The sequence below is a fragment of the Emticicia fontis genome, assembly GCF_054779675.1.
Window position 1 is genome coordinate 1 of record NZ_BAAGXU010000011.1, and the last position, 26239, is coordinate 26239.

Below are 26239 nucleotides of genomic sequence, written 5' to 3' on the forward strand. Positions count from 1 at the left end.
TATAAAATTAACTATGAACTATAGAAATTATAAAGCATCATACATTTAGAAACATAACCAGTCTTTTTAGTCTGAAAAACAGATAAAACTTATTTGGGCATTTCCTAATAGTTTTATCTGTTTTTTTTCTTTCACATTTTAATTCTGAAAATATTCGCATTTCACTACAATCTTTTATTTTTGAAGAAGTTTTAACACCTATTATTAAACAGGACTTAACCTCTATTCTAAACAAAATGGAAAACAGAATCGGCGGCTATCGTGCCGGAGCAATCCCCGCGGATGTAAAAAGAAAACAAGCAGGTAAAATTGACAAACTGCCTTCTAAAGTAGATTTAAGAGACCACCTTACAGAAGTTGAAATGCAAGTAGGTAATAGCTGCGTTGCAAATGCTTTTGCCGGAGCTTATGAATACCTTGCCAAAAGAACCTTAGGTGAATCTAGTGATGTGAGTCGATTGTATATCTATTATAATGCCCGCTATATGGATGACTCGCAAGACCAGGATTGTGGCTCAATTATGTACAATGCAATTGAGGGTCTGAAAGAATATGGCGCTTGTGCCGAAGATTTGTGGCCAAATGACCAAACTATGATTTTGTACGAACCAGACCAATCTGCTTATGACCACGGTACCAATTTTAAAATTGTTGACGCAGAGTACATCGAATTGAATCTCGACCTTTGGAAAAACACACTGGCAGAAGGCTATCCGATTGCTTTTTGTTTAAATACATTTCAGTCTTTTGACGATGCTAATAAAAATAAAGGTCGCGTACCAATGCCTCGTAAATCGGATAATGTAAGAGAAACACATGGCTGGCATGCAATGCTTTGTGTAGGCTATTCTGACCCTGACAAGATGTTCATCATCCGTAACTCGTGGGGCAAAAACTGGGGAGATAATGGCTATTGCTATATTCCATACGAATATGTAATTCATAATGAATACAACGGGAATGATTCTTGGATAATTAAATCAGTTGAAAATCTTGATTTTAGTGAAGGCGTATGGGATGAAAGTGATGAATCAAACTTTGCTGTTGATGGCTTGATGTATATCAACGAGTTCTGGATTAATGTAGAAGACACAGAAAAATTCGCTACCAAACTCGAAAAATTATGTCTGAAATATGCAGAAAGTGATGAAGATTTTTATTTCGACTACTATTCAGAATATGATGAAGAAAGCGAGATTGAGTACACTTATATCACCAATTTCGAAATTCTGACAGAAGACCAGGATGGGTTTGTAGAAGAGTTGGATAAGCTTTGCGCTAAAAACGCCATAGACGAAGATTATAGCTTCACTGCTGGTGATGAGCCCGAAGATGAAGACGAAGAGGAGGAAGAAGAAAGCGAAGAGGATGAGGATGAGGATGAAGAAGAGGACGAAGATGAAGAAGAGGACGAGGAAGATGAAGAATATGATGAGGATGAGGACGAAGAGGAATATGACGAAGAAGAGGAGGAAGAAGAAGAGGAGGAAGAAGAAGAAACCCCTAAGAAAAAGAAACGCTGACCATATTCTTTTTATAAAAATAAACACCGGTAGGATTTATCGGTGTTTATTTTTTGAGCTCAACTAAACATCTGTTGAATCTTTTCTATCAAAACCTCATTGATTCGTACATAAGATTCATGCGTCCAGCCAGCTATATGCGGGCTGAAAACCACTTTATCTGATTGTATTAATTGCTCAAATGTTTCTTTCTGAACAGGAGTCAATTGGCTCAGTTTTTCATTTTCTAATACATCAAGACAAACACCTTTGAGTTTACCAGCATTCAGACCATCAACAATAGCCTCTAACATTGCCACTTCTCCACGAGAGGCATTAGCCAGATAGATATTATTAGCAAATGAATTCAGAAACTCTGCATTCACTAATTGAAAAGTTTCTTTGGTAAGCGGAATATGCAGGCTCACAATCTTAGCTTTATCAAAAATATCCTGCATAGTTGCCTCGGTAGCGAACTCATCAGAAAAACCTGCTTTATACTTATCGTAGGCCAATACTTTACATCCAAATGCAGCCAGACGTTTAGCGGTTTCAGAACCGTTATTCCCGTAGCCGATGATGCCTACGGTTTTCCCCATCAATTCGTAGCCCCGGTTTTCTTCTCTTAACCATTTACTTTCTCTTACTTGTCGGTCAGCTATTAACAAGTTATTCATTAACCCCAGAAGCATTCCTATCACATGTTCGGCTACAGCTACTCTATTGCCCTCGTTGGCCGCAAAAACTACAATTCCTTTTGCCTCGGTAACGGTTTCATCTATCAAATCCAGACCTGCCCCTGCCCTACCGATAAACTTCAATTGATGCGCATTTTTTAATAGCTCTGCATCTACCAATGTTTTACTTCTGATAATCATTCCCTCATAATTTCCGAGAATATCTATGATTTCCTGCCTTTTAATTTTTGGCTGATAATCAGGAATATAGCCTATTTTTTCAAGCATAGGTATCAGGCTCAGGTGCATTTCGTCAACTATTAAAACAGAACTTTGATTATTGGGCTTATTTGTATCCACAGTATTTTTTTTCGTATGTTTGTCAGTAAATTGCGGTAAAATTACGTTTACAGGTAAAATTGTCAAACATATTTTTGAGAATAAGCGTTCTGAGCAAAGTGACTGTATCAATCGCGTTTAACCAATATAATTAAAGTAAGAATTGAAATAATTAAATCGATAGAAAAGTGAGCGAACAACATAAACCTGTCATAGGCATTAGTATTGGTGACTTCAACGGCATTGGGCCGGAAGTAATACTAAAAGCAGTTGGCGGAAATCGTCTGAATAAAATCTGTACACCGGTTATTTATGGTTCAGGTAAAATCATTAATCGGTATCGTCAGCAGTTAGACTTAAAAGACTGGCAGTTTTTTACGATTCAGAAAATTGAGCAGGTTAATCATAAACAAGTAAATGTGCTTAACTGTGTGAATGACCAGAATCTGGAAGTACAACCAGGAAAAATTACGCCAGAAGCGGGTAAAGTAGCTTTTGAAGCTTTAAAAAGAGCAGTAACTGACCTGAAAGCCGGAAAGATTGATGCCTTGGTAACAGCCCCTATCAACAAGCATAATATTCAGAGTGAAGAATTCAGTTTTCCAGGGCATACTGAATATTTAGCCAAAGAATTTGAGGTTGAAGATGTATTGATGTTTATGGTAAGTGAGCAACTCAAAGTTGGGGTTGTTACGGGTCATATTCCACTAGAACAAGTGAAAAGAAAAATCAATAAAGAATTGATTATCAAAAAAGTTGAACAGATTCATACCTCACTGAAAAGAGATTTTAACGTTCAGAAACCGCGCATTGCTGTTTTAGGGCTGAATCCTCATGCAGGCGAAAATGGTCTTTTCGGCAACGAAGAAAAGGAAATTATTCATCCGGCTATCATTGAACTTAAAAAGAAGGGCACTTTGGTTTTTGGTCCATACCCTGCGGATGGTTTCTTCGGAACCGCTTCATGGAAACAATATGATGCCGTATTAGCCATGTACCACGATCAGGGATTGATGCCGTTTAAAATGCTGGCCTTTGAAAATGGAGTTAACTATACAGCTGCCCTCCCAAAGGTTCGAACGTCACCAGACCACGGAACTGCCTATGACATTGCTGGCAAAAATCAGGCTGATGAATCTTCAATAATTCACGCCATTTATACAGCCATTGATGTCGCTAAAAATCGGGCAGAATTAGGTGAACTTGAATTGAACTCACTGAAAAAGAAAAATATCGTGCTCAAAGAAGCAAGCATGGAAGATTAAATCAGAAAATGATACCAACAAAATACAATGCTTTTGTTGGTATTTTTTTATGAACAATCCAGGTCTTCGAATGGGCTTCTGATATTCGCTAAATCTATCTGGGCAATCTGGTAATACATAGAGGTTGTTTGCAGGTATTTATGCCCAAGAATCTCTTTTAATAAGTGTATATCCATCCCCCTCTCCAGGCAATGTACTGCATAGCTATGCCTCAGAGTATGGACAGTTGCATTCTTCTCAATTTTAGCTTTTTGCAAAGCCTGTTGAAAAACTAATTGTACACTCCTGGGGCTATAGGGTTTCCCTTTCTCTCCTACAAAAAGTAATTCCTTCGGTTTGTGTTTATCGAAATACGCAATCAGTATGGGAATCAGTTTTTTTGGCAACCTCAACTTTCGTCCCTTATCTGTTTTAGATGGTGGCACCATGACATGTTTGGTTTCCATGTCCATATCCTCCACTTTCATAATCAGAATATCACTCAATTTTAAACCCATCGCATAGATGGTCGCCATCAGGGCTTTATGTTTAGGATTATCCAGCACGCTAATGATACTTTCTACCTCGTTTTCTGTGAGTACTTCGGGCAATGTATCTTCTTTCATCTCTCCTGAAGCCTTAATTCCAAGCTTACGCTTGAAAATCACCTCATAGAAGAGTTTTATCGCCTTGCCTGCCTGCTTTGAAGCATCCGTTGACCCGCCTTTCTTTTCGCTTAATTCTAAAAGGTAATTTGAGACCAGTTCGTCTGTGATTTTACTCTGAGGTAAATCACGAAAATGGTTATAGAAAACAAAAATGGCATTACGGTAAGCAGCAATAGTCTGGGAGTTATATTTCCCTTTTTTTAATATTTCTGTAAATCGCTCAATAAGATGGGTCACAGTTGCGCTTTATTTAAGTAAAAATAGGATTTAACGAATGTTTGGTAATTTGGACTTAAATTAAAAAATAAAGTCACAAATTTTATATTAAAAAACGTATTTACGTTTCGTTTACCAAGGAAATTTATTGGGCACGAGTAAATTCTTTCAAAAAATTCAATTTGAAGAGAATAAAAGCGGAAAAATAACTAATTTCAATTTTCAAATGCGACAATCTAATCACCTAAACCGCTTTATGCTTCTAACGTTTATTTCTTTATATTTAGTAGGGACTGTGCTTGTGGGATGGTTTGCTTCAAAATTTGTTAAAACTGCCAATGACTTTGCTATTGCCGGAAGGAAAATGCCAACTTACGTTGTGGCATCAGGTCTATTTGCCACCTGGTTTGGCTCTGAAACAGTGATGGGTGCTTCTTCTGAGTTTGTGGAAAATGGTTTATTAGGGGTGATTGAAGATCCATTTGGCGCATCTATGTGCTTATTGTTAATTGGTCTTTTCTTTGCACGCCCTTTGTATAAATTGAATATCCTTACTTTTAGTGATTATTTTAGTATTAGATACGGCAAAAGCGTTGAATGGATTTCTGCGCTTTTTTTAATTCCATCCTATTTTAGCTGGATAGCTGCCCAGTTGGTGGCACTAGCAATAATACTTCAGGCAGTTGCAGGAGTGCCTTTCATTTATGGTATTCTGATATGCGCTTCTGTGGTGGTCTTTTATACTTATGTAGGTGGCATGTGGTCTGTTGCTATTACAGATACTGTACAAACAGCGATTATTATTATTGGTATGTTAATACTGATGATAGAATTAATAAGCGAAATCGGTGGCTGGGGACAAATGATAGATAGAACTCCACCAAGTTTTTTCAGATTTATTCCTAAGGAGCATTCAGTAACTAATTGGGTTACTTATTTTGGCGCATGGATTACTATTGGATGGGGTTCTATTCCTCAACAAGATGTATTTCAGAGGGTATTATCAGCTAAATCTGAGAAAGTGGCAGTGAGAGGGGCTTATTGGTCGGCTTTTATGTATTTATCCATTGCTTGTATGCCATTAGTTATAGCTCTTTGTGGCTCCCTGTTATATCCTGATATTAAAGAAGGTGATACGCAAATGACCATTCCTTATCTGGTGCTTCATCATTCTGGATTAGGAATGCAGATATTATTCTTTGGCGCGCTTCTATCAGCCATTTTAAGTACTTGTAGTGGAGCAATCCTCGCTCCTGCAACCGTTGTAGGCGAAAATCTTTTAAGACCTCTGTATGGAGAAAAGATTTCGGATAAGCAATTATTAAAAATTATGCGTTTATCAGTAATCGGTATCACCATTATTAGTGTAGGCTTATCGCTTTATAAGGCTGAAATTTATGAATTAGTCGGAGAATCTTCATCTTTGAGTTTAGTAGCTCTATTTACTCCTTTAGTAGCAGGCTTATACTGGAAAAGAGCAACAGCTTTGGGTGCTATTTTTGCAATGATAGCGGGAACGAGCGTCTGGTTATATTTAGAGTTCTACCCAACCGAAATTCCGGGGATGATATGGGGATTATTGGCTAGTATTACAGGTATGGTTATTGGCTCATTAATCAAAAGAGATGAAAAAGTACTTATCAGCTGATGATTTTATCGACCATCAACTTCCACATATACAGGTTTTAATGGAAAGGCTTAGAGTTCTGATTCTGAATACTCATCCTAAAATCAGAGAACATCTCGAGATTAATACTCCTATGTTTAAAGTAAAACATGATGTTTGTTATTTTGGTAAAATTCATCCTAAAAAAGGATTAGAGGTGTGTTTTCTGAGAGGGTTTCAGCTTTCCAATGAGCAAGGATTATTAGATGCCAAGGGTCGAAAATATATACACGGAGTTACCCTAACTGATATAAATGATTTGACAAATATAGAAACAGCTTTTCTTGAAATACTGAATGAAGCATTGATATTAGATGAAATCAATGAAAAATCGATTTTCACAGAAATGCTTCAAGCTGCACGAAAGAAGAAGCAATCATAGATTCTGAGCGGCAATCCAGCTCCCAGTCCAGGCGGCCTGGAAATTAAATCCACCCGTAATTGCATCAATATTCAAAACCTCTCCCGCCATGTATAGATTGGGGTATTTTTTCAAACTAAATCTCTCAAAATCAACCTCTGACAAATCAACGCCACCTGCGGTTACGAATTCTTCTTTAAATGTGCTTTTGCCATTTACTCTGAACTTACAAGCGGTCAATTGTTCTACCAGTTTGGTTATGTGTTTTTTTCCGGTTTCAGCCCATTTCTGATACTCTCCTACTCCAGATGCTGTGCATAAGTTTTTCCAAAGCCTGATAGATAAGCCAAATTCGGCATTAGCCAAAACATTCTTTTTAGGCTGATTATCTATTTGCTGATGTAAATGTTGTCTTACTTTTCCGGCTTCAGTTTTTCCTAACCAATTCACTATTACGTCAAACTCATAATTGGCATCATTTAACTCTCTGGCTGCCCAGGCAGAGAGTTTCAAAATAGCAGGGCCTGATAATCCCCAATGCGTAATCAACATAGCGCCATTTGAAGAGAAAGTATTCAATGCTTTATTCTTTGAATCACTTAATTGACAAACAGCGTTTTCAACACTTATTCCCATTAAATCCTGAATTCTTTCATCTTTGATATTGAAAGTAAATAACGACGGTACAGGCTGAACAATCTCAACTCCTAAATTCTGCAACAATTTCCAGACGGCAGTATCACTACCTGTAGCAATCATTAATTGTCTGGTTTGGTATTCCCTATTATCAATCGCATTCACCGTCCATAAGTCTCCTTTATTTTCAATGCGCTCAACACGGGTATTTTTAATAATTTCAATTCGGTTTTTATAACAAGCTTCAATAAAGCAATCAATAATACTTTGTGACGAATTACTGACAGGAAACATTCGTCCATCGGCTTCTTTTTTGATTTTTACACCTCTGCTTTCAAACCATTCGACTGTGTGGGTAGGATTGAATTTCTGGAATGGTTTCAGCAATTCCTGGTTTCCTCGTGGATAATAATTAATAAGCATTGCAGGGTCAAAACAAGCGTGGGTAACATTACATCGTCCACCACCGGAAACTTTTACTTTTTGTAAAACATCCCTTCCTCTATCTAAAATAGCTATTCTCAAATTTTTATTTCTTTCAGCCGCGTTAATTGCGGTAAAAAAACCTGCTGCTCCACCGCCTATAATGATGAGGTCGTACATAAGATGCTCGTATTGCTATAATATTCTCAAAAAAAACACCTTAAATAATAAGCCAGGCTATTATCTAAGGTGAAACTGCTTATACAAAGCAAGTGTATCAGCAGCATATTTCAAAATTCAGAGAGCATAATTCAAGAATAATGAATTATATTATTTGAATCTCTTATGGTTTCACATATTTCTCTTCAAAATATTGTCGCTTTTCGCGAAGTAACTTTAAAAGTGGAGCAATTTCTTTCACATCAGAGCCGTATGGAAATGTCACTTTGTATTTTGAATCGCCTTTAGTAATTTCTACCCATTCAGCACCACCATCAGCACAGTCAGGACAACCAATTACTTCGTCTAATTTTTTAAGTGCTTCCAAATCAGCACTATTAAGAATTGCTGTGATATAATCAGCTGTTAATTTCTCTGTATAAGTTTTGGGATCTCCACCAGTCTCAATCCCTCTTCCACCATTCTGAAAAACTGTAAATGCAGCTTCGTCATTTACTAATGCTATTTCTTTCTTACACGGTCCGAGGCACATACCGAAACTTGTGCCATATTTAACAACTGTTCCGTTCAGACTTTGCTGTGTGTCAAGTACTTGTGATTCTTTTTCACAAGCCATAAAAGCGAATGTGGAAATAATGATTGCGGCAATCAATTGAATTTTCATTTTAATAATAGATTTTTGTGTTTGAATATTCATTTTACAATAGGATTCGTTTCAGATTAAAAAGGTTGGAAGTATGGCCACAAAACAAATACAAATTATTGTCCAGTCTGTTAATGCAACAGAAAAGCACGTTACTAATACCATCACTTTATTAGAAGAAGGCGCTACTGTGCCGTTTATTGCCCGTTATAGAAAGGAAATGACAGGGAGTATGGATGAGGTACAGATTGCCTTGGTAAAAGACTTATACAGTAAGTTTTTAGAAGCAGATAAGCGTAGAGAAACCATCATCAAATCAATTGAAGAACAAGGCAAAATGACGCCTGAATTGCTGAATAAGCTACAAAGTGCCTTGTATCTGAATGAGTTAGAAGATTTGTATCTGCCCTATAAGCAAAAGCGTAAGACACGTGCAAGTATAGCTATTGAAAAAGGGCTTGAACCATTGGCAAAAATTATTTTTGCGCAGAAAGACAGAAATCTTGAAGCCATTGCCGAAAAGTACCTCAATGATAAAGTGGGAAGTGTGGAAGATGCTCTACAAGGGGCAAGAGATATTATGGCCGAATGGATCAATGAGGATATTCAGGCGAGAAATGCAGTGAGAAAGATTTTTGAAAGAGAATCAATTGTCACTTCTAAAGTAAAGAAAGGTAAGAAAGAAGATGGTGCCAAATATCAGGATTATTTTGAATTCTCAGAGCCTTTATCAAGAATACCATCACATCGCTTATTAGCCATCAGACGTGGAGAAGAAGAAGGAATTCTTTCAGTGGATATTTCGATTGAGGCTGAAAGAGGAACTGATGCTTTAGACCGAATCTATCTGAAAGGTTTACCAGAAGCAAAAGATCAGGTTGCTGATGCCATTACAGATTCTTATAATCGTTTATTAAAACCGAGTATAGAGAATGAATTCTCGAATCTCTCTAAGCAAAAGGCAGATGCAGAAGCTATTAAAATCTTTGCTGCCAATCTACGCCAATTATTGCTTGCGTCTCCATTAGGGCAAAAAAGAGTATTAGCCATTGATCCGGGATTCAGAACTGGTTGTAAAACCGTTTGTTTGAATGAACAAGGAGATTTACTATATGATACAGTGATTTATCCGATGGATAGAAAGATGGAAGCTGAAGGAGTAGTAAAGAAATTGATTTATGACTATCAAATACAAGCGATTGCGATTGGGAATGGTACGGCTAGCCGTGAAACGGAAAGCTTTATAAAATCTTTAAAATTAGACAAAATTCAGGTTCATGTAGTTTCAGAACAAGGCGCTTCTATTTATTCAGCTTCTGAAATTGCCAGAGATGAGTTTCCGAAGAAAGATGTGACTGTTCGTGGTGCCATTTCGATTGGGCGCAGGTTAATGGATCCTTTAGCTGAGTTGGTAAAAATTGACCCTAAGTCTATTGGTGTAGGTCAATATCAACACGATGTAGAACAGAAGATGTTGAAGGAAAGCCTAGATTCAGTTGTAGAAAGTTGTGTAAACCTTGTTGGTGTTGAATTAAACACTGCTAGTAAACACTTATTAAGTTATGTTTCTGGCTTGGGACCATCGTTGGCGCAGAATATTGTAGATTATAGGGCGAAGAATGGTGCATTTAGTTCAAGAGATGAGTTGAAGAAAGTGCCACGTTTAGGAGCAAAAGCCTTTGAGCAAAGTGCAGGTTTCTTACGTATTAATGGTGCCAAGAATCCACTGGATAATTCAGCTGTTCATCCAGAAACATATGCAATTGTGGAAAAGATGGCGAAAGACATAGGCTTAAAAGTGACAGATTTAATGAATAATGCACAGATTAAATCAAAAATCAATCTGAATAATTATGTGACGGCTTCTGTTGGTTTACCAACCTTAAACGATATTCTTTCAGAATTACAAAAGCCAGGTCGTGACCCACGAGAAGCATTAGAGGAGTTTGAATTTGCATCAGATGTGCATAAAATAGAAGATTTACGCGAAGGGATGTTGTTGCCTGGCATTGTGACTAATATAACTGCGTTTGGTTGCTTTGTAGATGTTGGAGTGCATCAGGATGGATTAGTGCACGTATCACAAATGGCGAATCGGTTCATCAAAGACCCGAATGAAGTTGTAAAAGTTCATCAGAAGGTACAAGTAAAAGTTACTGAAGTAGATATTCCAAGGAAACGTATTGCTTTGAGCATGAAGCTTTAACGATTGAATGTTTAAAAGTATTCTATAAATTTCCTCTAAGCATGAACTTTTCATAAATGATTTTTGTCATATCATGACAAACAATCATGGGGACGACCGGTTTTGACGGCGTGAGTGGTTGCGAGTAAAAGCATGTCGGGAGCTGGTAGAACCTCCTGTTAAAAATTCTTCCGAAAAATAACTGGCAATACTTCGTATGCCATGGCTGCTTAATTCCGGAGTGAATTAACCTTTTAGCCACATTCCGCCCTGATTAACCTCTGCTGTTGGGGAGTTCGGAGTGTCGACCCGGAGAGGCGATTAAGTGTGGGGGACTTATACTTAATTAGTATTTAGGTTTCTAAGGAGAAGTCTCGGTATGTCGGACACCTAGCTTTTCTCGAAAATTAAGACCGAATAAACATGTAGAAGGCTTGACAGGTGCCATGTTCGGACCAGAGTTCGACTCTCTGCGTCTCCACAAAAGCGTAACATTCTGATAAAGGTGTTACGCTTTTTTATTTTACTAACAGTCAAAATGTATAATTAATGTAGAAATCAGAATTAGCAAAATCATCAATGATTGTTCCAAGAATATTTGCAAACCTATAATTGAATCTATCGCTTAAATCTATACTTGTTAATCTTTGACCTTCATATAACGTTAATTCTTCAGGCAGATAATCAATCTTTGCATAAAAAACATATTTCCTATTTGGCTTACTTTCATTAGTGCCAAGATATTCTTTAAATTTTGAATAAATTATTAGATCTACTCCTAGTTCTTCTTTTACTTCTCTTACTAGTGCCTGCTCAGGAGTTTCACCATCTTCCACTATACCTCCAAAAAGATCCCAATGATTGGGAAATGAAATTGTGGGCTTATCGTCTCTCAGATAAATCAAGAGTTTATTGTTACGGTCGAATAACAAACAGGTGGCTACAAAAAACATCTTTTTGAATTAGATTATTACATATGTAAAGGGACTGTACTTAATAATTTCAATTTACCACTTGATAATTTTAATCACATTTTAATAGATATTAAAAAACACTTAAATTAGAAAGATTTAGACCTAATTTCTTGAAATATGATATAATTTTACCCTAAATTGTAATGTTGATCCTATTATTTACTTAATTTTTAAAATTGTGCTAGCATTTGTTTTCTTCTGCTTTTTATCGTTCAGTTTAGGTGTAATAGTGGGTATATCTATTATGGTATACTATAGAGAAACGCCTAGTAAAATTACACAAAATCCTCCTCAAATTAATCTTTTTGAGTTTATGAGTCCGAATTAAGTTTTGCTGTAGTTTCCGCCTGAAAATATCAATTAAACCTAGTCATGACATTTAATATAAATAATGAATTTAATCCGTTGCTTCAATACTGATTACAGTGTCGGAGCAACGGTTAATCACACACATCTATTCAATATTAGAAATCGAAGGGTATGGCTTCTAATCATTATTTTTGACAAATCAATAATAAGACCCACCAAATAAAATCTAATTAGCTATACTAGTTATTGACGAAAAACAACTATTATTGTATAAATGTAAAAAAACGTGTCTAATTAAGTAATCAAAAAACATGAAAAAAGTATTTTTCTTCTCATTCATGCTCATATCTTTTATGAGCTTTAGTCAAACAAACGACCAGAAAATCAACGACATTAAGCGATTGTTAATAGCCAGTGGTTCTACTAGCACCGCTAAGGCAAGTCTTGAAGCAATGGCCAAAACCATGAAAAATAACGGTGACAAAAATGGTTTGCCAGAAGGTTTCTGGGATGAATTTATAAAAGAGGTTAATTATGATGAACTTACCGCTCTCTACATCCCAATATATGATAAGAACTATTCTCACCAGGAAATTCTTGATATGCTTAATTTTTTTGAGGGCCCCACAGGCAAAAAGATGGTAGAAAAAATGCCATTAATTATAGAAGAGTCAATGAATATGGGAAGACAATATGGAGAGAAACTTGGAGTAAAAGTTTACGAAAAAATGACAAAGAAAAATTAAACTATTTAGCATCTTTGATACACATCCGAATAAAACAAAAAACCCACTAGAAGGTGGGTTTTTCTACTTTAACGTATTCTTCAAAATCACTTAAATTTACTTTCATCCAAATTAAAGAATCTAACAGCATTGTTAAAAAATATATCTCTCTTCTGGTCTTCTGACAAGTAATTAGCACTTTCGATCACATTAATAGAGGTTTCAAGCAATTTAGGCCAAACCATTAAGTCAGTGCCATACATGATACGTTTACCGAAACCTGCCTGGATTAAACGTTGTAAATAGGCATGAATTTCTTCTAAAGGATAGCTCCAGATAAATCCTGCTAAATCAACGTATACATAAGCATTAGCCCCCATCAGCGCAATCATTTCATCAATCATCGGGTATCCGGCATGCATTACCCAGATTTTAATTTTTGGGTGGCGCGCCAACATATCTTCTAATAAAAACGGACGACCCAAAGAAGCACGGTATTTGGGCGAAGTAATATTTGCCATTCCGTTGCCACCAGTTCCCATATGTATCCCTACTGGAACGCCTAGTTTCTCAGCTACTCCAAAATATTCGTCCAGACTCATATCACTTGGCGACATTCCCTGATATTGTGGAGCCACCTCTCCCATTACTTTATAGAATCCTTTTGATAATGAATCTTCAAAAGCTTTGACAGTCATTTCCTTCGGATTGCTGATACCAATAGATGGAATAATACGATTGGGTGCAGCTTTATGCCAGTTATGAAGAATAGAAGCATCTCCACTTGCTACCATAATCACATTCAATCGCTCGGCAGTAGCTAAAAGTGCCTCCTGCATTTCTTTGTCTGACTTGGCAGCCTTTAACGGATCAGCACAACCGTTACTTAAAAATGAAGGAGCAGGCCCTTTAGGATCACTACCTGGCATATTTTTCAAAAACCAAGGACATAAGTCATTGGCAAATCCAGGATTCACTTTCATGGCATGTACATGTACATCAATAATGGGCAGGTGTTTTTTAGTCTCTTGGGCAGAAGCAATTAAAGTTACGAAAGCAGTTAGAAACGCTATTAAAAGCGGTTGAATGTTTAATTTTTGTTTCATGTAGTTTTTATTAGTTAAGGTGCTAAAAATACTCAATAAAAGGTCTATCCCCAAACACAGTCGACCAAACTGCTTATATTATCTATTATTTAGACAATATAGACTTATTAACCCTCAACTAATGTAATATTATAGTTTTTGAAACTTCTTAGAGTCAAAGCGCGTTAGCATATTTTAATGGCCTGAACAGCATATTGGCTAGAACAAGGATAATTTTACAAACAAATGACTTTCGAAGAATTAAATCTGAATAAACCATTATTGAATGCCTTACAAGATTTAGGCTATACAACGCCTACTACTATCCAGAAAAAAGCCTTTTCAGTAGTTATGTCGGGGCAGGATGTATGCGGTATAGCCCAAACAGGTACTGGTAAAACCTTTGCTTACCTCCTACCCAGTTTAAGACAATATCAATTCTCGAAAGAAAAAAATCCACAACTGCTGGTTATTGTACCAACCCGAGAATTGGTAGCGCAGGTGGTAGAATCTGTTCAACAATTAAGTAAATATATAAATCTGCAAGTTGTTGGCGTATATGGCGGTGTAAACATTAAGCAACAGGTGGCAGAATTAGCCAATGGTTGTGATGTTCTGGTGGGGACACCTGGCCGATTGATAGATTTATTAGCAACTAATGTGGTTAAGACAAAATCTATAAAGAAGCTTGTTATTGATGAAGTAGATGAAATGCTAAATTTAGGTTTTCGTCCTCAATTGATTAATATTCTGGATTTATTGCCACCAAAGAGACAAAACCTATTGTTTTCGGCAACTCTGACAGAAGACGTTGAGGAAATTATTGATACTTATTTTAATCAGCCTATAAAAATAGAGGCCGCTCCTGCCGGAACGCCTTTAGATAATATTACGCAAGAAGCTTATTTATTACCTAATTTTTATACAAAAGTCAACCTTTTAGGGCTCTTATTAGCAAAACCTATTGAAACAAGCAAGGTATTAGTTTTTGTAGCTACCAAGCAATTGGCCGACCAATTATATGAGGAACTGGAAATGGAGTTTTCTTCTCAGCTTGGAGTTATTCACTCTAATAAATCGCAGAATAATCGTTTTGATACCATCAAGAATTTTCAGAATGGGACATATCGGATTCTGATAGCCACTGATATTGTTGCCAGAGGACTGGATATTTCTGAGGTTTCGCACGTGATTAATTTTGATATACCCGAGGTAGCTGAGAATTATATCCATCGTATCGGTAGAACCGGTCGGCAGGATAAGAAAGGTAATGCCATCAGTTTTTTTACCGAAAAAGATAATGAAGCTAGAGAAGCCATTGAGCAATTGATGAATTACCGGATACCCCAGCTGACGCTTCCTGAACAGCTTGAAATCTCTGATGAATTGACTGAGGATGAAATGCCGAAGGTTATCATGAAAGAACCAATTTTAAAAAGACCTAAGAAAGAAGAAGTAGGCCCGGCTTTTCATGAAAAATCAGAGAAAAATAAAAAGGTAAACGTAAGACGTGATTACGAAGCCGAAAAGAAAAAGAAGTACGGAAAATCTTACGAAAAGCGTTCGAGAAAATAAGTATTTTTAACTAAGTACTCTACTTTTTAAATTTTATCATACTAAAGCATCGGCATTTTAAGTTTTAATATCTAAGTTTGTATAGTTTTACGACAATTAAATATTAAAATAATTATGCAAAGGCGCAATGCAATTAAAAATTTATCCTTAGCATTTGGGAGTTTGGTGGCATTACCTTCATGGGCGGCAAACTGGACACCTGAATCTATCGGTAAAATCTCCACCCTATCTTATAATGATGAAGAGCTATTAGGCGAAATCGTCGAAACCATCATTCCTGAAAACGCTACACCTGGAGCAAAATCTTTGAAAGTCCATCAATTTGCTATGCGAATGATTAATGATTGCTATGGCGAAGCTCAGCAAAAGATTTTTAAAGATGGTCTTAAAAAGACCGAAGAATTAGCTCAGCAGACCTACCAGAAGTCTTTTGTAGCTTGCGATGCCACACAAAAGAAAGATTTGATAAACAAGATGCTAGATTCTTCTGATAATACATCGAAGCAGTTTTCTAACATGATTAAACGCCTGACAATTCAGGGATACACTAACTCTGAATTTTACATGACTAATGTCTTGAAGTTTAACATGGCTCCCGGCTTTTATCATGGTTGCGTACCTGTAAAAGCTTAATTCTGATTCCGGAAATACCCATCTATTTACGTTATTACTATTCAATACTCTATTTAAAGCTATTATGTCATTCTTAAATATAGATTCTGTCAAAGACCGTACCTTTGACGCAATCGTGATTGGTTCTGGTATCAGCGGAGGCTGGGCAGCCAAAGAATTAACCGAAAAAGGTCTTCGGACATTAGTACTGGAACGCGGCCGCGATGTGCGCCATGTGACTGACTATCCAACTACAATGATGCAGCCCTGGGAATTTGAACATCTAGGACAGATACCAAAAGAGCTAAGAGACGCTAACCCAATTGCAAGCCGCTGTTATGCTTTCAACGAAGATGCTGCACATTTTTTTGTAAAAGATAACGAACATCCTTATATACAAGATAAACCATTCGACTGGATACGTGGATATCAGGTAGGTGGCAAATCATTAATGTGGGCCAGAGGAACACAACGCTGGTCAGACTATGATTTTACAGGCCCTGCACGCGATGGCTTTGCCATTGACTGGCCAATCCGTTATGCAGATATTGCCCCGTGGTATAGCCATGTAGAAAAATTTGCCGGAATTTCAGGAAATAAAGATGGTTTAGCGCAGTTGCCTGATGGAGAGTTTTTACCTCCACATGAGCAATCATGTGTTGAAAAACACTTTACCGGCGAAATGGCCAAGCATTATAAAGGCGCGCGTCCGGTTATTATTGGCCGTTGTGCGCATTTAACCAAGCCGCAACCAATCCATTTAAAACAAGGACGTGGACAATGCCAGAACCGCTCGCTTTGCCAGAGAGGTTGCCCATATGGTGGATATTTCAGCAGTAACTCTTCTACCCTACCCTGGGCTGCCAGAACGGGAAAATTGACCCTGAAACCGGATTCAGTTGTACATTCTATCATCTTTGATGAAAAGAAAAATAAGGCAAGCGGTGTCAGAGTGATTGATGCACACACCAAACAAATGACGGAGTACTATGCAAGAGTCATTTTTGTGAATGCAGCCACTATCAATACTAACCTGATTTTATTGAACTCCATTTCAAGTCGTTTCCCGAATGGATTAGGAAATGATAATGGATTATTAGGTAAGTACATTGCCTTCCATAATTTCCGTACTACTATTTCTGCAGAGTACGAAGGCTTGCTTGATAGTACAACCGAAGGTATCCGTCCGAATGGAAGTTATATTCCTCGTTTCCGTAATTTAGCTAAACAAGAAACGGATTTCTTGCGTGGCTATGCAGCCGGATTCAGCGGTAGTCGTATGAATTATACAGATAATAACGGCATTGGAGAAGAATTGAAAAACAATCTGTTTAACAGAAAATATGGTAACTGGCGGGTAGGGTCTCATATGATGGGAGAAACGATTCCCAAAGAGAGTAACTTTGTTACGCTAGATAAAGACCAGAAAGATGCCTGGGGTATCCCGTTAATCAGAACATCGGTTGGGTATGATGATAATGATGAGAAAATGATTAAGGACTTCCATGAGCAAATGACTGAAATGCTAACATTGTCAGGTTTCAAGAATATTCAGACACACGATAATCCTAAAAAGGCTCCTGGTTTAGATATTCATGAAATGGGTGGTGTTCGTATGGGAAATGATGCAAAAACATCGTTGCTTAATAAATGGAATGCCATGCACCACTGCAAAAACGTATTTGTTACTGATGGCGCTTGCATGACTTCAAACTCAACACAAAATCCGTCTCTTACTTTTATGGCTATTACAGCTCGCGCAGCAGATTATGCAGTAAAAGAATTTAAGAAAGGGAATTTATAAGAGGTATAAATAAAATAAGAATCCCGTTGGAGACAATATAATTGTATTGTATCTAACGGGATTTTTCTTGAAAATATCCAAATCGGTAATTAGTACCATAGATTCTATATTTTCTACCAGAGTTAAAATAAAGTTGGCCATATCTTTGTACCATTAAACAAACACAATCATGAACAAAGTTGAAGCCGCTATAAAAATGAAATGCCCCCGTTGTCAGGAGGGTGATATATTTGAAACCAAAAACCCTTTTGTATTTGGTAAAATGACAGCCATGCACAAACATTGCCCTGAATGTCATTTGAAATATGAAAAAGAAGTTGGTTTTTTCTATGGCTCTATGTTTATTAGCTATGCATTCAATGTAGCACTTTTTGCCATAGCTACTGTAACTTTCTATCTTTATTTCGAAAATCTGATTGATTGGAGAATATATTTAGGGGGCTATTTATTATTGACAGTTATTCTGTTTCCCGTATTTTATCGTTTATCCCGCTCTTTATGGTTGCAGTTTTTTAATGACTACAAGCCTGAATATAAACATGGACACGCCGTTCATTAATAATAAATGTCTATGAGTCCAGCAAATCATATTCCTATAGTAGATATAAGTAATCTGACAGATTTCAGAGAGGATGATGTCTTGGTGAGTCGTTTTGCTGAATATCTGAAAGTGCATCATAATCTGCGAAAGGCTCATAGGCATACTTTTTATCATTTGCTATTATTTACGAAAGGAGGTGGAAGCCATACCATCGATTTCAGCAGTTTTCCGGTGCAACCTTACCAAATCTATTTTATGGTTCCCGGACAGGTACATAGCTGGGATTTTGCAGGAGAGGTTGATGGTTTTGTAGTGAATTTCTCCGCCTCATTTTTTCAATCTTTCTTATTAAGATCCGATTATCTGGAGTCTTTCTCTTTCTTCAATGGCATCGCCGAAGATGGTGTAGTAAATCTACCAGAAGAATTACAAGGCCAAATTGTAAGAATTTTTGAAGAGATTATCAAACATGCTACCCAAAACAATACTTTCCGCTGGGATATTGTGCGAGTATTACTACTTCAAGCTTTTTTAGAAATAGATAAGCACACCCATACTAACAAACTGCCAAGTATCCCCTCTTTCAATTATACACTACTCAAAAACTTCCAGAAACTGGTAGAGAAACATTATATCAGTCTGAAAAGGCCTATGGATTATGCAGAATTGCTGTATATTACTCCTAATCACCTTAATGCTTTATGCAAAGAGCACTTGGGTATTACAGCTGGTGAAGTGATCCGTAACCGGGTTTTACTAGAGGCAAAAAGAATGCTTGTGAATCAGAATCTCAGTATTTCTGAGATTTGTTATGATTTAAATTTCAGTGATAATTCTTATTTTACCAAGTTTTTCAAGAAATATGAAGGCATCACTCCTGAAGAGTTTCGCAAAAAGAGTGTTTAAAGACACTGATGTTCATCAATTTTAATTACCTCTTATCCTCTCCTGCATCCTCTTATTCTAATAAATTGTACTATTACCAGAAATTCTCTGATAAAATAAACTATTTTCAAAAATATTTAGTTCTCTTATTGCAGAACCAAAAAAACTATTTACATTTGCATCGTTATTAAATGACAACAATGGACAGTATAAAATTAAGCGATAAACAATTAGCCCTGATTGAGAAACTCGGTTTGATATTCGAAAATGGTTTACAACCTGCTTCGGCTAGAATTGCGGCTTTATTGTTAGTATCAGATAAGTTAGAATTGACTTTCGACGAAATCCGAGAGCTATTGAATTTAAGCAAAAGTGCAACCAGCAATGCCTTGAATTTATTGCTATCAATGGAAAGAATCGAGTATATTACTAAGCCAGGCGATAGAAAACGCTATTTTAAAAGTAATTTATCAGACTGGAAAGAAAACATGAAAACTAAATTTCTGGAATTTGACAAAGTACACAAAACCATGCGTGAAGTGCTAGACCAAAGACCCCATTCGACCAAGGATTTCAATCAAGGGCTTGAGGAGTTTGTTAACTTTATGGAATTTATGCACAGAGAAATTCCGGTTCTTTTCAAGAAATGGGAATTATCTAAAAAGTAATTTTTTTGCATCGATTAGTTCTTTTAATTCAGAACTAAAAAAATTAAATTAAATCTTAATATAGTACAAAATAATGAATAAAGTTAAAACCTTACCGATAGCTATACTCCTGATAATGGTATCGGTTATCACACAAGCGCAAGAATCAAAACCTGTTTTATTTAGCCTGAAAGAGAGTATCGCTTATAGCTTAAAGAATAACCCGACCAGTACTATCTATAAGAATGAGGTATTGATTGCCAAAGAGAAAAAAACTGAAGCGCTGGCTGGTTATTTACCCCAAGTAAACGGTACAGCCACTTTTGATGACAACCTGAAACGTCAGGTTTCAGTAATTCCGGCAGGTGCTTTTAGTCCAGAAGAAATCAGAGTTCAGTTTGGTAATCAATACAACACCAATTTGGTAGCACAGGTAGACCAGGTACTATTTGACAGAACTGTATCTGTAGCAAAAGAAGCAAATAAGGTCAATACTTTGATAGCTGACCTGAAGCTGTTGCAGAACAATGAAACCATAGTCTATAACACGATTATGGCTTATTATCAGATTCTTACTTATAACGAACAAGAGAAATTATTGGTAGAGAATGAAAAGAAGTATGATGAGTTGTTAAGAATCTTACAATTGCAATACGAAAAAGGTGTAGCCAAAAAGATTGATTACGACCGCATGAAAGTAAGCCAGAATAATATCAAATCCCAATTATCATTGCTAAAGACCAATAGAGAATTGGCCTTGAATAAATTGAAATTTGCTATGGGTATGGAATTGTCACAAAACATTGCCATAAATGATTCTCTGGATTATTCGATGCAGGTAAGTATGCCTGTTGGCAATCAGTTAGACACTAAGAATCTGCTTGATTTCAAGATTCAATCTAATAATATTGCTTTGCAACAATTAGATGTAGAACGCAAGAAATTTGCCTTCTATCCTACCTTGGGAGCATACGCACGCTATGGAGGTCAATCATTCGGTAATGAATTTGCAAAATCATTTGGCAACTGGTTTGATTATTCTTCAATTGGTTTAAAACTGAACATCCCGATTTTTGACGGTAATAAAAAGAAAAGCCAGTTATCACAAAGCAAGTTAAGTTTATTGAATGCTCAGGAAAACTTAAAGATAAGCGAGAGAAACTACCAACTGCAATTCCAGAATGCGAATACCGCTTTATTCCGTTCCTTCACAAGCATGAACGACAATAAGCAAAACCTTGATCTGGCGGCAGATATATTGAAAAACACTGGTTTACAATATCAGAAAGGAACCGCTTCATTAACCGATTTCCTTAACTCAGATTATTCATATAAAGAAGCACAAAGCAATTACATTTCATCATTATTAAATTTCTTAACCGCACGAGTTGACCTCGAAAAATCTCAGGGAAATTTGTCAACTTATGTTAATCAGTTAAAATAATCAGTACATCATTTAAATCAATCTAAAGCTGCGAGGCTTTTAATATACAAAAAAATGAAAACAAGAATCATCACAATAGCTATTATTATCGGCGTAATCGGTGCTATATCGTTTAAACTGGTAGCCAATAAAAAGAAAATTGACGAGAGTAAAAAAGTGGTTGATCGTAGCCAGGTGGCTATTTATGTAACGACCACTAAAGTAGCTTTACTTCCAATCAGTGGTAATTTAAGTCTGCCAGCGGTACTTGAACCAAAAGAAAAAGCAACGATTTCAACAGGTACACAAGGTAAAATTGAGACATTGAATATTGAATTGGGCACAAGAGTTGCCAAAGGCCAGACGATTGGTACGATTGACACGAAAGTAAAACAAATCAATCTACAATCAACTGAGTTGACGATTAACAAAGCCAAGACTGACTACGATCGTAACAAAGATCTATTGGCAGGTAATGCGATTAATGAAACTGCAGTAACTGACGCCAAATATAATTATGAGAATAATAAAATTCAGGCGGAACAATTGAAACAACAAATTGCAGATGCAAAAATCATTTCTCCGATTGGTGGTGTAGTAACGGATAAAAAACTAACTGCCGGTGAGTATGCCAATATCGGTACAGTTATCGCTTCGATTGTGGATGTAAGCCAATTGAAAACAGTGGTTTATGTGAATGAAAAAGATGTATATGAGTTGAAATTAGGTCAATCGGCAGTTATTACGACTGATGTGTATCCGACTAAAACTTTCAGCGGACGTATCATTTATATCAGCCCACAAGGTGATGATAACCACAATTATAAAGTAGATATTTTATTAGCTAACGGCAATTCGGCTTTGAAAGCAGGCACTTATGTGAAAGTTGAGTTTAACTTAGGTAAAAACTCTAATGCACTACAAATTCCTAAAAAAGCTTTGGGAGACGGTATGAAAAACCCTTATGTTTTTGTAGCAGAAGGAAACAAAGCCGTGCTTCGTAAAATTGTATTAGGCAGAGAAATCGGCGAAAATATAGAAGTACTAAGCGGCCTGAACGAAGGAGAGCAAATCATTACAGAGGGTATCATCAATATTGTAGATGGTAGTAGCATTCAAATCGCACCTAATAAATAATCAGAGCCATGTCAATAACAGAATTATCAATCAAACGACCATTACTGATTACAGTAATTTTCGTTACCCTTATACTCTTCGGTTTCATCAGTTATAAAACATTGAACTATAACTTATTACCGAAATTTGAAACGAACGTGATTATGGTGCAGACTACTTATAGAGGTGCCGCCTCTGACGAAGTAGAAAGTAGCGTAACCAAGCCGTTGGAAGAAGCCGTATCGTCTATTGAAGGTGTTGATATGATTTCATCTTCTTCACAAGAAGGTCTTTCATTGATTACAGTTACCTTAAAATCCGGTTTTAATGTAATCAATGCGCAACAAGATGCAGAACGTAAAGTTAATCAGATAAAATCAAGACTTCCGGATGATATTGACGACCCGGTAGTATCAAGATTAAGCCTTGACGACTTACCGATTCTGAAAGTAAGTGCGACGTCTAAGATACCTCAAACAGAGTTATATGACTTCATAGATTTGCAGGTAAAACCTTTATTGACAAACGTAGCAGGTGTAGCGCAGGTAAATATTATCGGTGGTAACGAGCGCGAGATTGAGGTGTATCTAGATAATGATAAACTGCAAACCTATAATATTTCGTCAGCAATGGTTAATCAGGTCATTGCGAGTAGCGGGGTTTCGTATCCGGCAGGTAATATTAAAACAGACCAATCGCGTTTCTCTTTACGTCTGGATGCGAAATTGAAAAAGGTAGAAGATATCAGAAATCTGGTTATTCGTGAGAATGTTAATGGAAGTCGTATTTTGTTGAAAGACATCGCTTCTGTAACTGATTCGCAAACGGAGCCTAGCACTTTGAACCGTATCAATGGAAAACCAGCGATTGGTATCCAGATCATGAAACAAACGGATGCCAATGCCGTAGAAGTAAGTGCAGGTGCGAAAGCAGCTTTAGCGAAAATTAAAACGAGCTATCCATCAAAAGATTTCAATTATGAAATTGCATCTGACCAATCAGTGTATACTTTAGCGTCAGCTGATGCTGTAATGCATGACTTGTATCTGGCAATTATCATTGTAGGTGCGGTAATGGTACTTTTCTTACATAGTATTAGAAGTTCATTGTTTGTCCTGGTAGCCATTCCATCGGCCATGATTCCTACTTTCATTCTGATGTGGGTGTTTGGTTTCTCGCTGAATCTGATGACATTAATGGCCTTATCATTGGTTGTGGGTATTCTTGTGGATGATAGTATTGTGGTATTGGAGAATATTTACCGACACTTAGAGATGGGTAAAGACAAGCGTGAAGCGGCGCTGGAAGGTAGAAATGAGATTGGATTTACAGCGATGGCGATTACGCTGGTTGACGTTGTGGTATTCTTACCTTTAGCATTGGCAGGTGGTTTGATTGGTAATATTCTGAAAGAATTCTCACTGGTAATTGTATTCTCAACTTTGATGAGTTTATTCGTTTCGTTTACCTTAACACCTCTATTAGCGTCAAGATGGGGTAAGTTAGAGATTTTGAAGAAAAACACGCTTTGGGGGAAACTTAATTTAGGTTTTGAGAGTATTATAGATAATATTAGAGATACTTATATCAGTGCATTGAACTGGTCTTTGGGTCATAAACGTTATGTCTTTATCGGTATCATTCTTTTGTTCGTGGCAACTTTCACATTGCTTTCTAAAGGTTTTGTTGGAGCGTCGTTCATCGGTAATGCAGATCGTGGCGAGTTATCAATTCAATTAGACTTAGCACCTGAAACACCATTGGTACAAACCAATCAGGCAGTAGCGAAAGTTGAAAAGATGCTGATGGAAAGACCAGAAGTAACTAATGTGTTTTCAAATGTAGGAACTCAGGCATCGGTTATCGGTAACTCATCGAATAGTAACCTTGCCGAGATTACAGTTACCTTGGTTGATAAACATGACCGTAAGATTTCGACTGATGAGTTTGGACAAATCATGCGGGACACGATTTCAAGAATCCCTGGTTTGAGTGTGAATATCCAGCCTATTTCGGCCACTGGTAATGCACAGGCTCCGATTCAGATTGCGGTAAAAGGTACAGTTTCAGAAGATGTAGTGAAAGCGGCAACTATTGTGAAACAGATAGTATCGAAAGTTCCGGGAACTGACTATGTAAAATTCAGTACAAAGAGCCCAAAAACAGAGGTTGCCATTAATATTGACAGAGATAAAATGTCAAAACTAGGCTTGAGTATTCCTGATGTGGGTTCGGCTGTGCAGATAGCTTTCCAGGGGAATAATAATACGAAGTATAAGGATAAAGGTGAGGAATATGGTATCAATCTCATTTTCGATAAATCGGATAAACAGAATATTGAAAGTGTAAGAAATCTGACGCTTCGCAATAGCCGTGGTGCAATTGTAAAACTGACCGACTTTGCGAATATCACAGAAATTGTAGGGCAGTCGATTCTGGAAAGAACAGACCGTTTGAGTTCAGTTAAAATCAACTCTGCAGCAGTTGGTCGTCCATCAGGTACTATAGTAGAAGATATTAAGAAAGAACTGGCAAAAACTAAATTACCTGAGGGTGTAATTGTTGACTACCTGGGTGATGCCAAAAATCAGGGAGATGCCTTTGGAAGTTTAGGTTTGGCAATGGGTATCGGTATCTTATTAGTATATCTGATTATGATTGCCTTGTATGAAAGTGTGGTTTATCCTTTTGTGGTACTTTTCTCGATACCTGTGGCAATGATTGGAGCCATATTAGCTTTAGCTTTGACGATGAACTCATTGACTATCTTTGCTATCCTGGGTTTGATTATGCTCTTAGGTTTAGTGTGTAAGAATGCAATCTTGATTGTAGACTTTACCAATCACCTAAAAGGTGAAGGTCTATCGACAAAAGAGGCTTTGATAGAAGCGGGTAAAGAACGTCTTCGTCCAATCCTGATGACTACATTGGCCATGATATTCGGTATGTTGCCTATTGCCTTGGCATCTGGCGCTGGTGCTGAAACTAAAAATGGAATGGCCTGGGTAATTATTGGTGGCTTGACAAGTTCAATGATATTAACCTTAATTCTTGTTCCTGCCGTATATATGGTGATTGAAGGATGGAGAGTAAAAGTGAACAAATTATTCAATATAGGTGGAAAGAAAAAAGCTAAAGCCAAAATTGAGGTTGAAACGGTTTAAATGATGTCAAATAATAGTTGAATGAATAAAGCGTGTGATTTTCACACGCTTTTATTTTTTATATGAACTATGCACCAGTTGACCATTTAATGAAGACCCATTTATCTTTACACTCAATAAAAATTTTAATTGCGTTCCAATAATTCTCAAATGCTATTGAATGAATCATTTCACTTGGAGTTAAATTATTCTTAACCTCTTCTCTATTAATGGCGACATCATTAAAAAAGAATTCTGCCTTATTATAATTATTAATTTCCATGGGTCCATTAAATAAGACATTATACCAATGATATGCATACTCGTTGGTAATTGGCTTGGCTTCTTCAAATCTAAGATCATATTTAATATACTTTTCCAAGTGAATTGTATTAAACTCGTCTGAAGAAGAAGAATGCCAACCTTCTCCGTATTCACTCGACTCATACATAATTTTTATGAGTAAATATCTTAGTGCTTCCCGGTCATCATTTGTATATTTTTTATCAAGAGTTGCTATATAAATGGCATTATAATATTCATCGCCACCACTTAAAAGGAGCAAATCGCACATTCGCCATTTACCATCATTTATATTAAGCTTCCTTTTCTCTTCATCCTGTTCAAAGATTTCATCTATATTTTTAATCATAGCAATTT

At 36.8% G+C, this 26239-nt stretch carries 22 protein-coding genes and 1 other RNA gene; 16 read left to right on the forward strand and 7 right to left on the reverse strand.

What is annotated here, in order from left to right; genetic code table 11:
- Positions 1–236: 236 nt before the first annotated feature.
- Positions 237–1523 (forward strand): C1 family peptidase, encoded by a 1287-nt coding sequence (locus tag ACYVFA_RS06500; protein ID WP_460471000.1) that lies wholly within the window; start codon positions 237–239, stop codon positions 1521–1523.
- A gap of 59 nt (positions 1524–1582) precedes the next feature.
- Here ACYVFA_RS06500 and ACYVFA_RS06505 read toward each other — a convergent pair whose 3' ends face one another.
- A complete protein-coding gene (locus ACYVFA_RS06505; RefSeq protein ID WP_460471001.1) occupies positions 1583–2539 on the reverse strand; it encodes an NAD(P)-dependent oxidoreductase in 957 nt (318 codons plus the stop codon).
- Positions 2540–2706: 167 nt separating this feature from the next.
- Here ACYVFA_RS06505 and pdxA point away from each other — a divergent pair, with 167 nt between their 5' ends.
- On the forward strand, positions 2707–3783 hold the full coding sequence (gene pdxA, locus ACYVFA_RS06510; RefSeq protein ID WP_460471002.1) for a PdxA family dehydrogenase: 1077 nt from the start codon (positions 2707–2709) through the stop codon (positions 3781–3783).
- A gap of 47 nt (positions 3784–3830) precedes the next feature.
- On the opposite strand, the gene ACYVFA_RS06515 is transcribed toward pdxA, so the two are convergent.
- Entirely contained in the window at positions 3831–4667 is an 837-nt protein-coding gene (locus ACYVFA_RS06515; RefSeq protein WP_460471003.1) for a tyrosine-type recombinase/integrase, read from the reverse strand.
- Between the two features lie 235 nt (positions 4668–4902).
- On the opposite strand from ACYVFA_RS06515, the gene ACYVFA_RS06520 reads away from it, so the two are divergent.
- Together ACYVFA_RS06520 and ACYVFA_RS06525 are read left to right on the forward strand one after the other, a co-directional pair.
- Complete coding sequence (locus ACYVFA_RS06520) at positions 4903–6294, forward strand: high affinity choline transporter 1 (RefSeq protein ID WP_460471004.1); 1392 nt, start codon at positions 4903–4905, stop codon at positions 6292–6294.
- Positions 6272–6694 (forward strand): DUF1801 domain-containing protein, encoded by a 423-nt coding sequence (locus ACYVFA_RS06525; RefSeq protein WP_460471005.1) that lies wholly within the window; start codon positions 6272–6274, stop codon positions 6692–6694. Before ACYVFA_RS06520 ends, ACYVFA_RS06525 begins: the two co-directional genes overlap by 23 nt.
- Here ACYVFA_RS06525 and ACYVFA_RS06530 read toward each other — a convergent pair.
- Both ACYVFA_RS06530 and ACYVFA_RS06535 read right to left on the reverse strand, forming a co-directional pair.
- Positions 6689–7912: a BaiN/RdsA family NAD(P)/FAD-dependent oxidoreductase gene (locus ACYVFA_RS06530; RefSeq protein WP_460471006.1), complete on the reverse strand. Its 1224-nt coding sequence runs from the start codon at positions 7910–7912 to the stop codon at positions 6689–6691. The two genes, ACYVFA_RS06525 and ACYVFA_RS06530, sit on opposite strands and share 6 nt — an antisense overlap.
- A gap of 163 nt (positions 7913–8075) precedes the next feature.
- Complete coding sequence (locus tag ACYVFA_RS06535) at positions 8076–8576, reverse strand: hypothetical protein (RefSeq protein ID WP_460471007.1); 501 nt, start codon at positions 8574–8576, stop codon at positions 8076–8078.
- Between the two features lie 73 nt (positions 8577–8649).
- Here ACYVFA_RS06535 and ACYVFA_RS06540 point away from each other — a divergent pair, with 73 nt between their 5' ends.
- Positions 8650–10761 carry a Tex family protein gene (locus ACYVFA_RS06540; protein WP_460471008.1) on the forward strand — a complete coding sequence of 704 codons (2112 nt, stop codon included), beginning with the start codon at positions 8650–8652 and terminating at the stop codon, positions 10759–10761.
- A gap of 88 nt (positions 10762–10849) precedes the next feature.
- Positions 10850–11224: a transfer-messenger RNA gene (gene ssrA, locus ACYVFA_RS06545) on the forward strand.
- A 49-nt stretch (positions 11225–11273) separates the two neighbouring features.
- Here the strand turns inward: ssrA and ACYVFA_RS06550 are convergent.
- Complete coding sequence (locus tag ACYVFA_RS06550) at positions 11274–11693, reverse strand: NUDIX hydrolase (protein WP_460471009.1); 420 nt, start codon at positions 11691–11693, stop codon at positions 11274–11276.
- Positions 11694–12334: 641 nt separating this feature from the next.
- On the opposite strand from ACYVFA_RS06550, the gene ACYVFA_RS06555 reads away from it, so the two are divergent.
- Positions 12335–12769, forward strand: coding sequence for a DUF2059 domain-containing protein (locus ACYVFA_RS06555; protein WP_460471010.1), 435 nt, complete (start codon positions 12335–12337; stop codon positions 12767–12769).
- An 86-nt stretch (positions 12770–12855) separates the two neighbouring features.
- Here the strand turns inward: ACYVFA_RS06555 and ACYVFA_RS06560 are convergent, their stop codons facing one another.
- Entirely contained in the window at positions 12856–13854 is a 999-nt protein-coding gene (locus ACYVFA_RS06560; protein ID WP_460471011.1) for an amidohydrolase family protein, read from the reverse strand.
- A gap of 225 nt (positions 13855–14079) precedes the next feature.
- Between ACYVFA_RS06560 and ACYVFA_RS06565 the strand changes: the two genes are divergently transcribed.
- The 9 genes from ACYVFA_RS06565 (at position 14080) to ACYVFA_RS06605 (ending at position 25600) form a co-directional block, all read left to right on the forward strand.
- The gene (locus tag ACYVFA_RS06565) at positions 14080–15408 is read left to right on the forward strand and encodes a DEAD/DEAH box helicase (protein ID WP_460471012.1); all 1329 of its coding nucleotides are present in this window, start codon (positions 14080–14082) and stop codon (positions 15406–15408) included.
- 114 nt (positions 15409–15522) lie between these two features.
- A complete protein-coding gene (locus ACYVFA_RS06570; protein WP_460471013.1) occupies positions 15523–16041 on the forward strand; it encodes a gluconate 2-dehydrogenase subunit 3 family protein in 519 nt (172 codons plus the stop codon).
- Positions 16042–16105: 64 nt separating this feature from the next.
- Positions 16106–17824, forward strand: a complete 1719-nt coding sequence (locus ACYVFA_RS06575) for a GMC family oxidoreductase (RefSeq protein ID WP_460471014.1) — start codon at positions 16106–16108, stop codon at positions 17822–17824.
- Between the two features lie 169 nt (positions 17825–17993).
- Entirely contained in the window at positions 17994–18383 is a 390-nt protein-coding gene (locus ACYVFA_RS06580; RefSeq protein ID WP_460471015.1) for a DUF983 domain-containing protein, read from the forward strand.
- 12 nt (positions 18384–18395) lie between these two features.
- Positions 18396–19271, forward strand: a complete 876-nt coding sequence (locus ACYVFA_RS06585) for a helix-turn-helix domain-containing protein (protein ID WP_460471016.1) — start codon at positions 18396–18398, stop codon at positions 19269–19271.
- Between the two features lie 179 nt (positions 19272–19450).
- Positions 19451–19918: a GbsR/MarR family transcriptional regulator gene (locus ACYVFA_RS06590; protein ID WP_460471017.1), complete on the forward strand. Its 468-nt coding sequence runs from the start codon at positions 19451–19453 to the stop codon at positions 19916–19918.
- A 73-nt stretch (positions 19919–19991) separates the two neighbouring features.
- A complete protein-coding gene (locus tag ACYVFA_RS06595) occupies positions 19992–21341 on the forward strand; it encodes a TolC family protein (RefSeq protein WP_460471018.1) in 1350 nt (449 codons plus the stop codon).
- A 54-nt stretch (positions 21342–21395) separates the two neighbouring features.
- Entirely contained in the window at positions 21396–22457 is a 1062-nt protein-coding gene (locus ACYVFA_RS06600) for an efflux RND transporter periplasmic adaptor subunit (RefSeq protein ID WP_460471019.1), read from the forward strand.
- Positions 22458–22465: 8 nt separating this feature from the next.
- Entirely contained in the window at positions 22466–25600 is a 3135-nt protein-coding gene (locus tag ACYVFA_RS06605) for an efflux RND transporter permease subunit (RefSeq protein WP_460471020.1), read from the forward strand.
- Positions 25601–25667: 67 nt separating this feature from the next.
- Here ACYVFA_RS06605 and ACYVFA_RS06610 read toward each other — a convergent pair whose 3' ends face one another.
- Positions 25668–26231, reverse strand: coding sequence for a hypothetical protein (locus ACYVFA_RS06610; protein ID WP_460471021.1), 564 nt, complete (start codon positions 26229–26231; stop codon positions 25668–25670).
- Positions 26232–26239 lie beyond the last annotated feature (8 nt).

What these genes read in the sequence shown, in the direction of transcription:
- ACYVFA_RS06600 (WP_460471019.1), top strand. Translation starts at nt 21,396, where the DNA reads ATGAAAACAAGAATCATCACAATAGCTATTATTATCGGCGTAATCGGT.
- ACYVFA_RS06575 (WP_460471014.1), top strand. Translation starts at nt 16,106, where the DNA reads ATGTCATTCTTAAATATAGATTCTGTCAAAGACCGTACCTTTGACGCA.
- ACYVFA_RS06555 (WP_460471010.1), top strand. Translation starts at nt 12,335, where the DNA reads ATGAAAAAAGTATTTTTCTTCTCATTCATGCTCATATCTTTTATGAGC.
- ACYVFA_RS06550 (WP_460471009.1), bottom strand. Translation starts at nt 11,693, where the DNA reads ATGTTTTTTGTAGCCACCTGTTTGTTATTCGACCGTAACAATAAACTC.
- ACYVFA_RS06605 (WP_460471020.1), top strand. Translation starts at nt 22,466, where the DNA reads ATGTCAATAACAGAATTATCAATCAAACGACCATTACTGATTACAGTA.
- ACYVFA_RS06610 (WP_460471021.1), bottom strand. Translation starts at nt 26,231, where the DNA reads ATGATTAAAAATATAGATGAAATCTTTGAACAGGATGAAGAGAAAAGG.
- ACYVFA_RS06525 (WP_460471005.1), top strand. Translation starts at nt 6,272, where the DNA reads ATGAAAAAGTACTTATCAGCTGATGATTTTATCGACCATCAACTTCCA.
- ACYVFA_RS06560 (WP_460471011.1), bottom strand. Translation starts at nt 13,854, where the DNA reads ATGAAACAAAAATTAAACATTCAACCGCTTTTAATAGCGTTTCTAACT.
- ACYVFA_RS06565 (WP_460471012.1), top strand. Translation starts at nt 14,080, where the DNA reads ATGACTTTCGAAGAATTAAATCTGAATAAACCATTATTGAATGCCTTA.
- ACYVFA_RS06530 (WP_460471006.1), bottom strand. Translation starts at nt 7,912, where the DNA reads ATGTACGACCTCATCATTATAGGCGGTGGAGCAGCAGGTTTTTTTACC.
- ACYVFA_RS06500 (WP_460471000.1), top strand. Translation starts at nt 237, where the DNA reads ATGGAAAACAGAATCGGCGGCTATCGTGCCGGAGCAATCCCCGCGGAT.
- ACYVFA_RS06585 (WP_460471016.1), top strand. Translation starts at nt 18,396, where the DNA reads ATGAGTCCAGCAAATCATATTCCTATAGTAGATATAAGTAATCTGACA.
- ACYVFA_RS06590 (WP_460471017.1), top strand. Translation starts at nt 19,451, where the DNA reads ATGGACAGTATAAAATTAAGCGATAAACAATTAGCCCTGATTGAGAAA.
- ACYVFA_RS06595 (WP_460471018.1), top strand. Translation starts at nt 19,992, where the DNA reads ATGAATAAAGTTAAAACCTTACCGATAGCTATACTCCTGATAATGGTA.
- ACYVFA_RS06520 (WP_460471004.1), top strand. Translation starts at nt 4,903, where the DNA reads ATGCTTCTAACGTTTATTTCTTTATATTTAGTAGGGACTGTGCTTGTG.
- ACYVFA_RS06535 (WP_460471007.1), bottom strand. Translation starts at nt 8,576, where the DNA reads ATGAAAATTCAATTGATTGCCGCAATCATTATTTCCACATTCGCTTTT.
- ACYVFA_RS06540 (WP_460471008.1), top strand. Translation starts at nt 8,650, where the DNA reads ATGGCCACAAAACAAATACAAATTATTGTCCAGTCTGTTAATGCAACA.
- ACYVFA_RS06570 (WP_460471013.1), top strand. Translation starts at nt 15,523, where the DNA reads ATGCAAAGGCGCAATGCAATTAAAAATTTATCCTTAGCATTTGGGAGT.
- ACYVFA_RS06580 (WP_460471015.1), top strand. Translation starts at nt 17,994, where the DNA reads ATGAACAAAGTTGAAGCCGCTATAAAAATGAAATGCCCCCGTTGTCAG.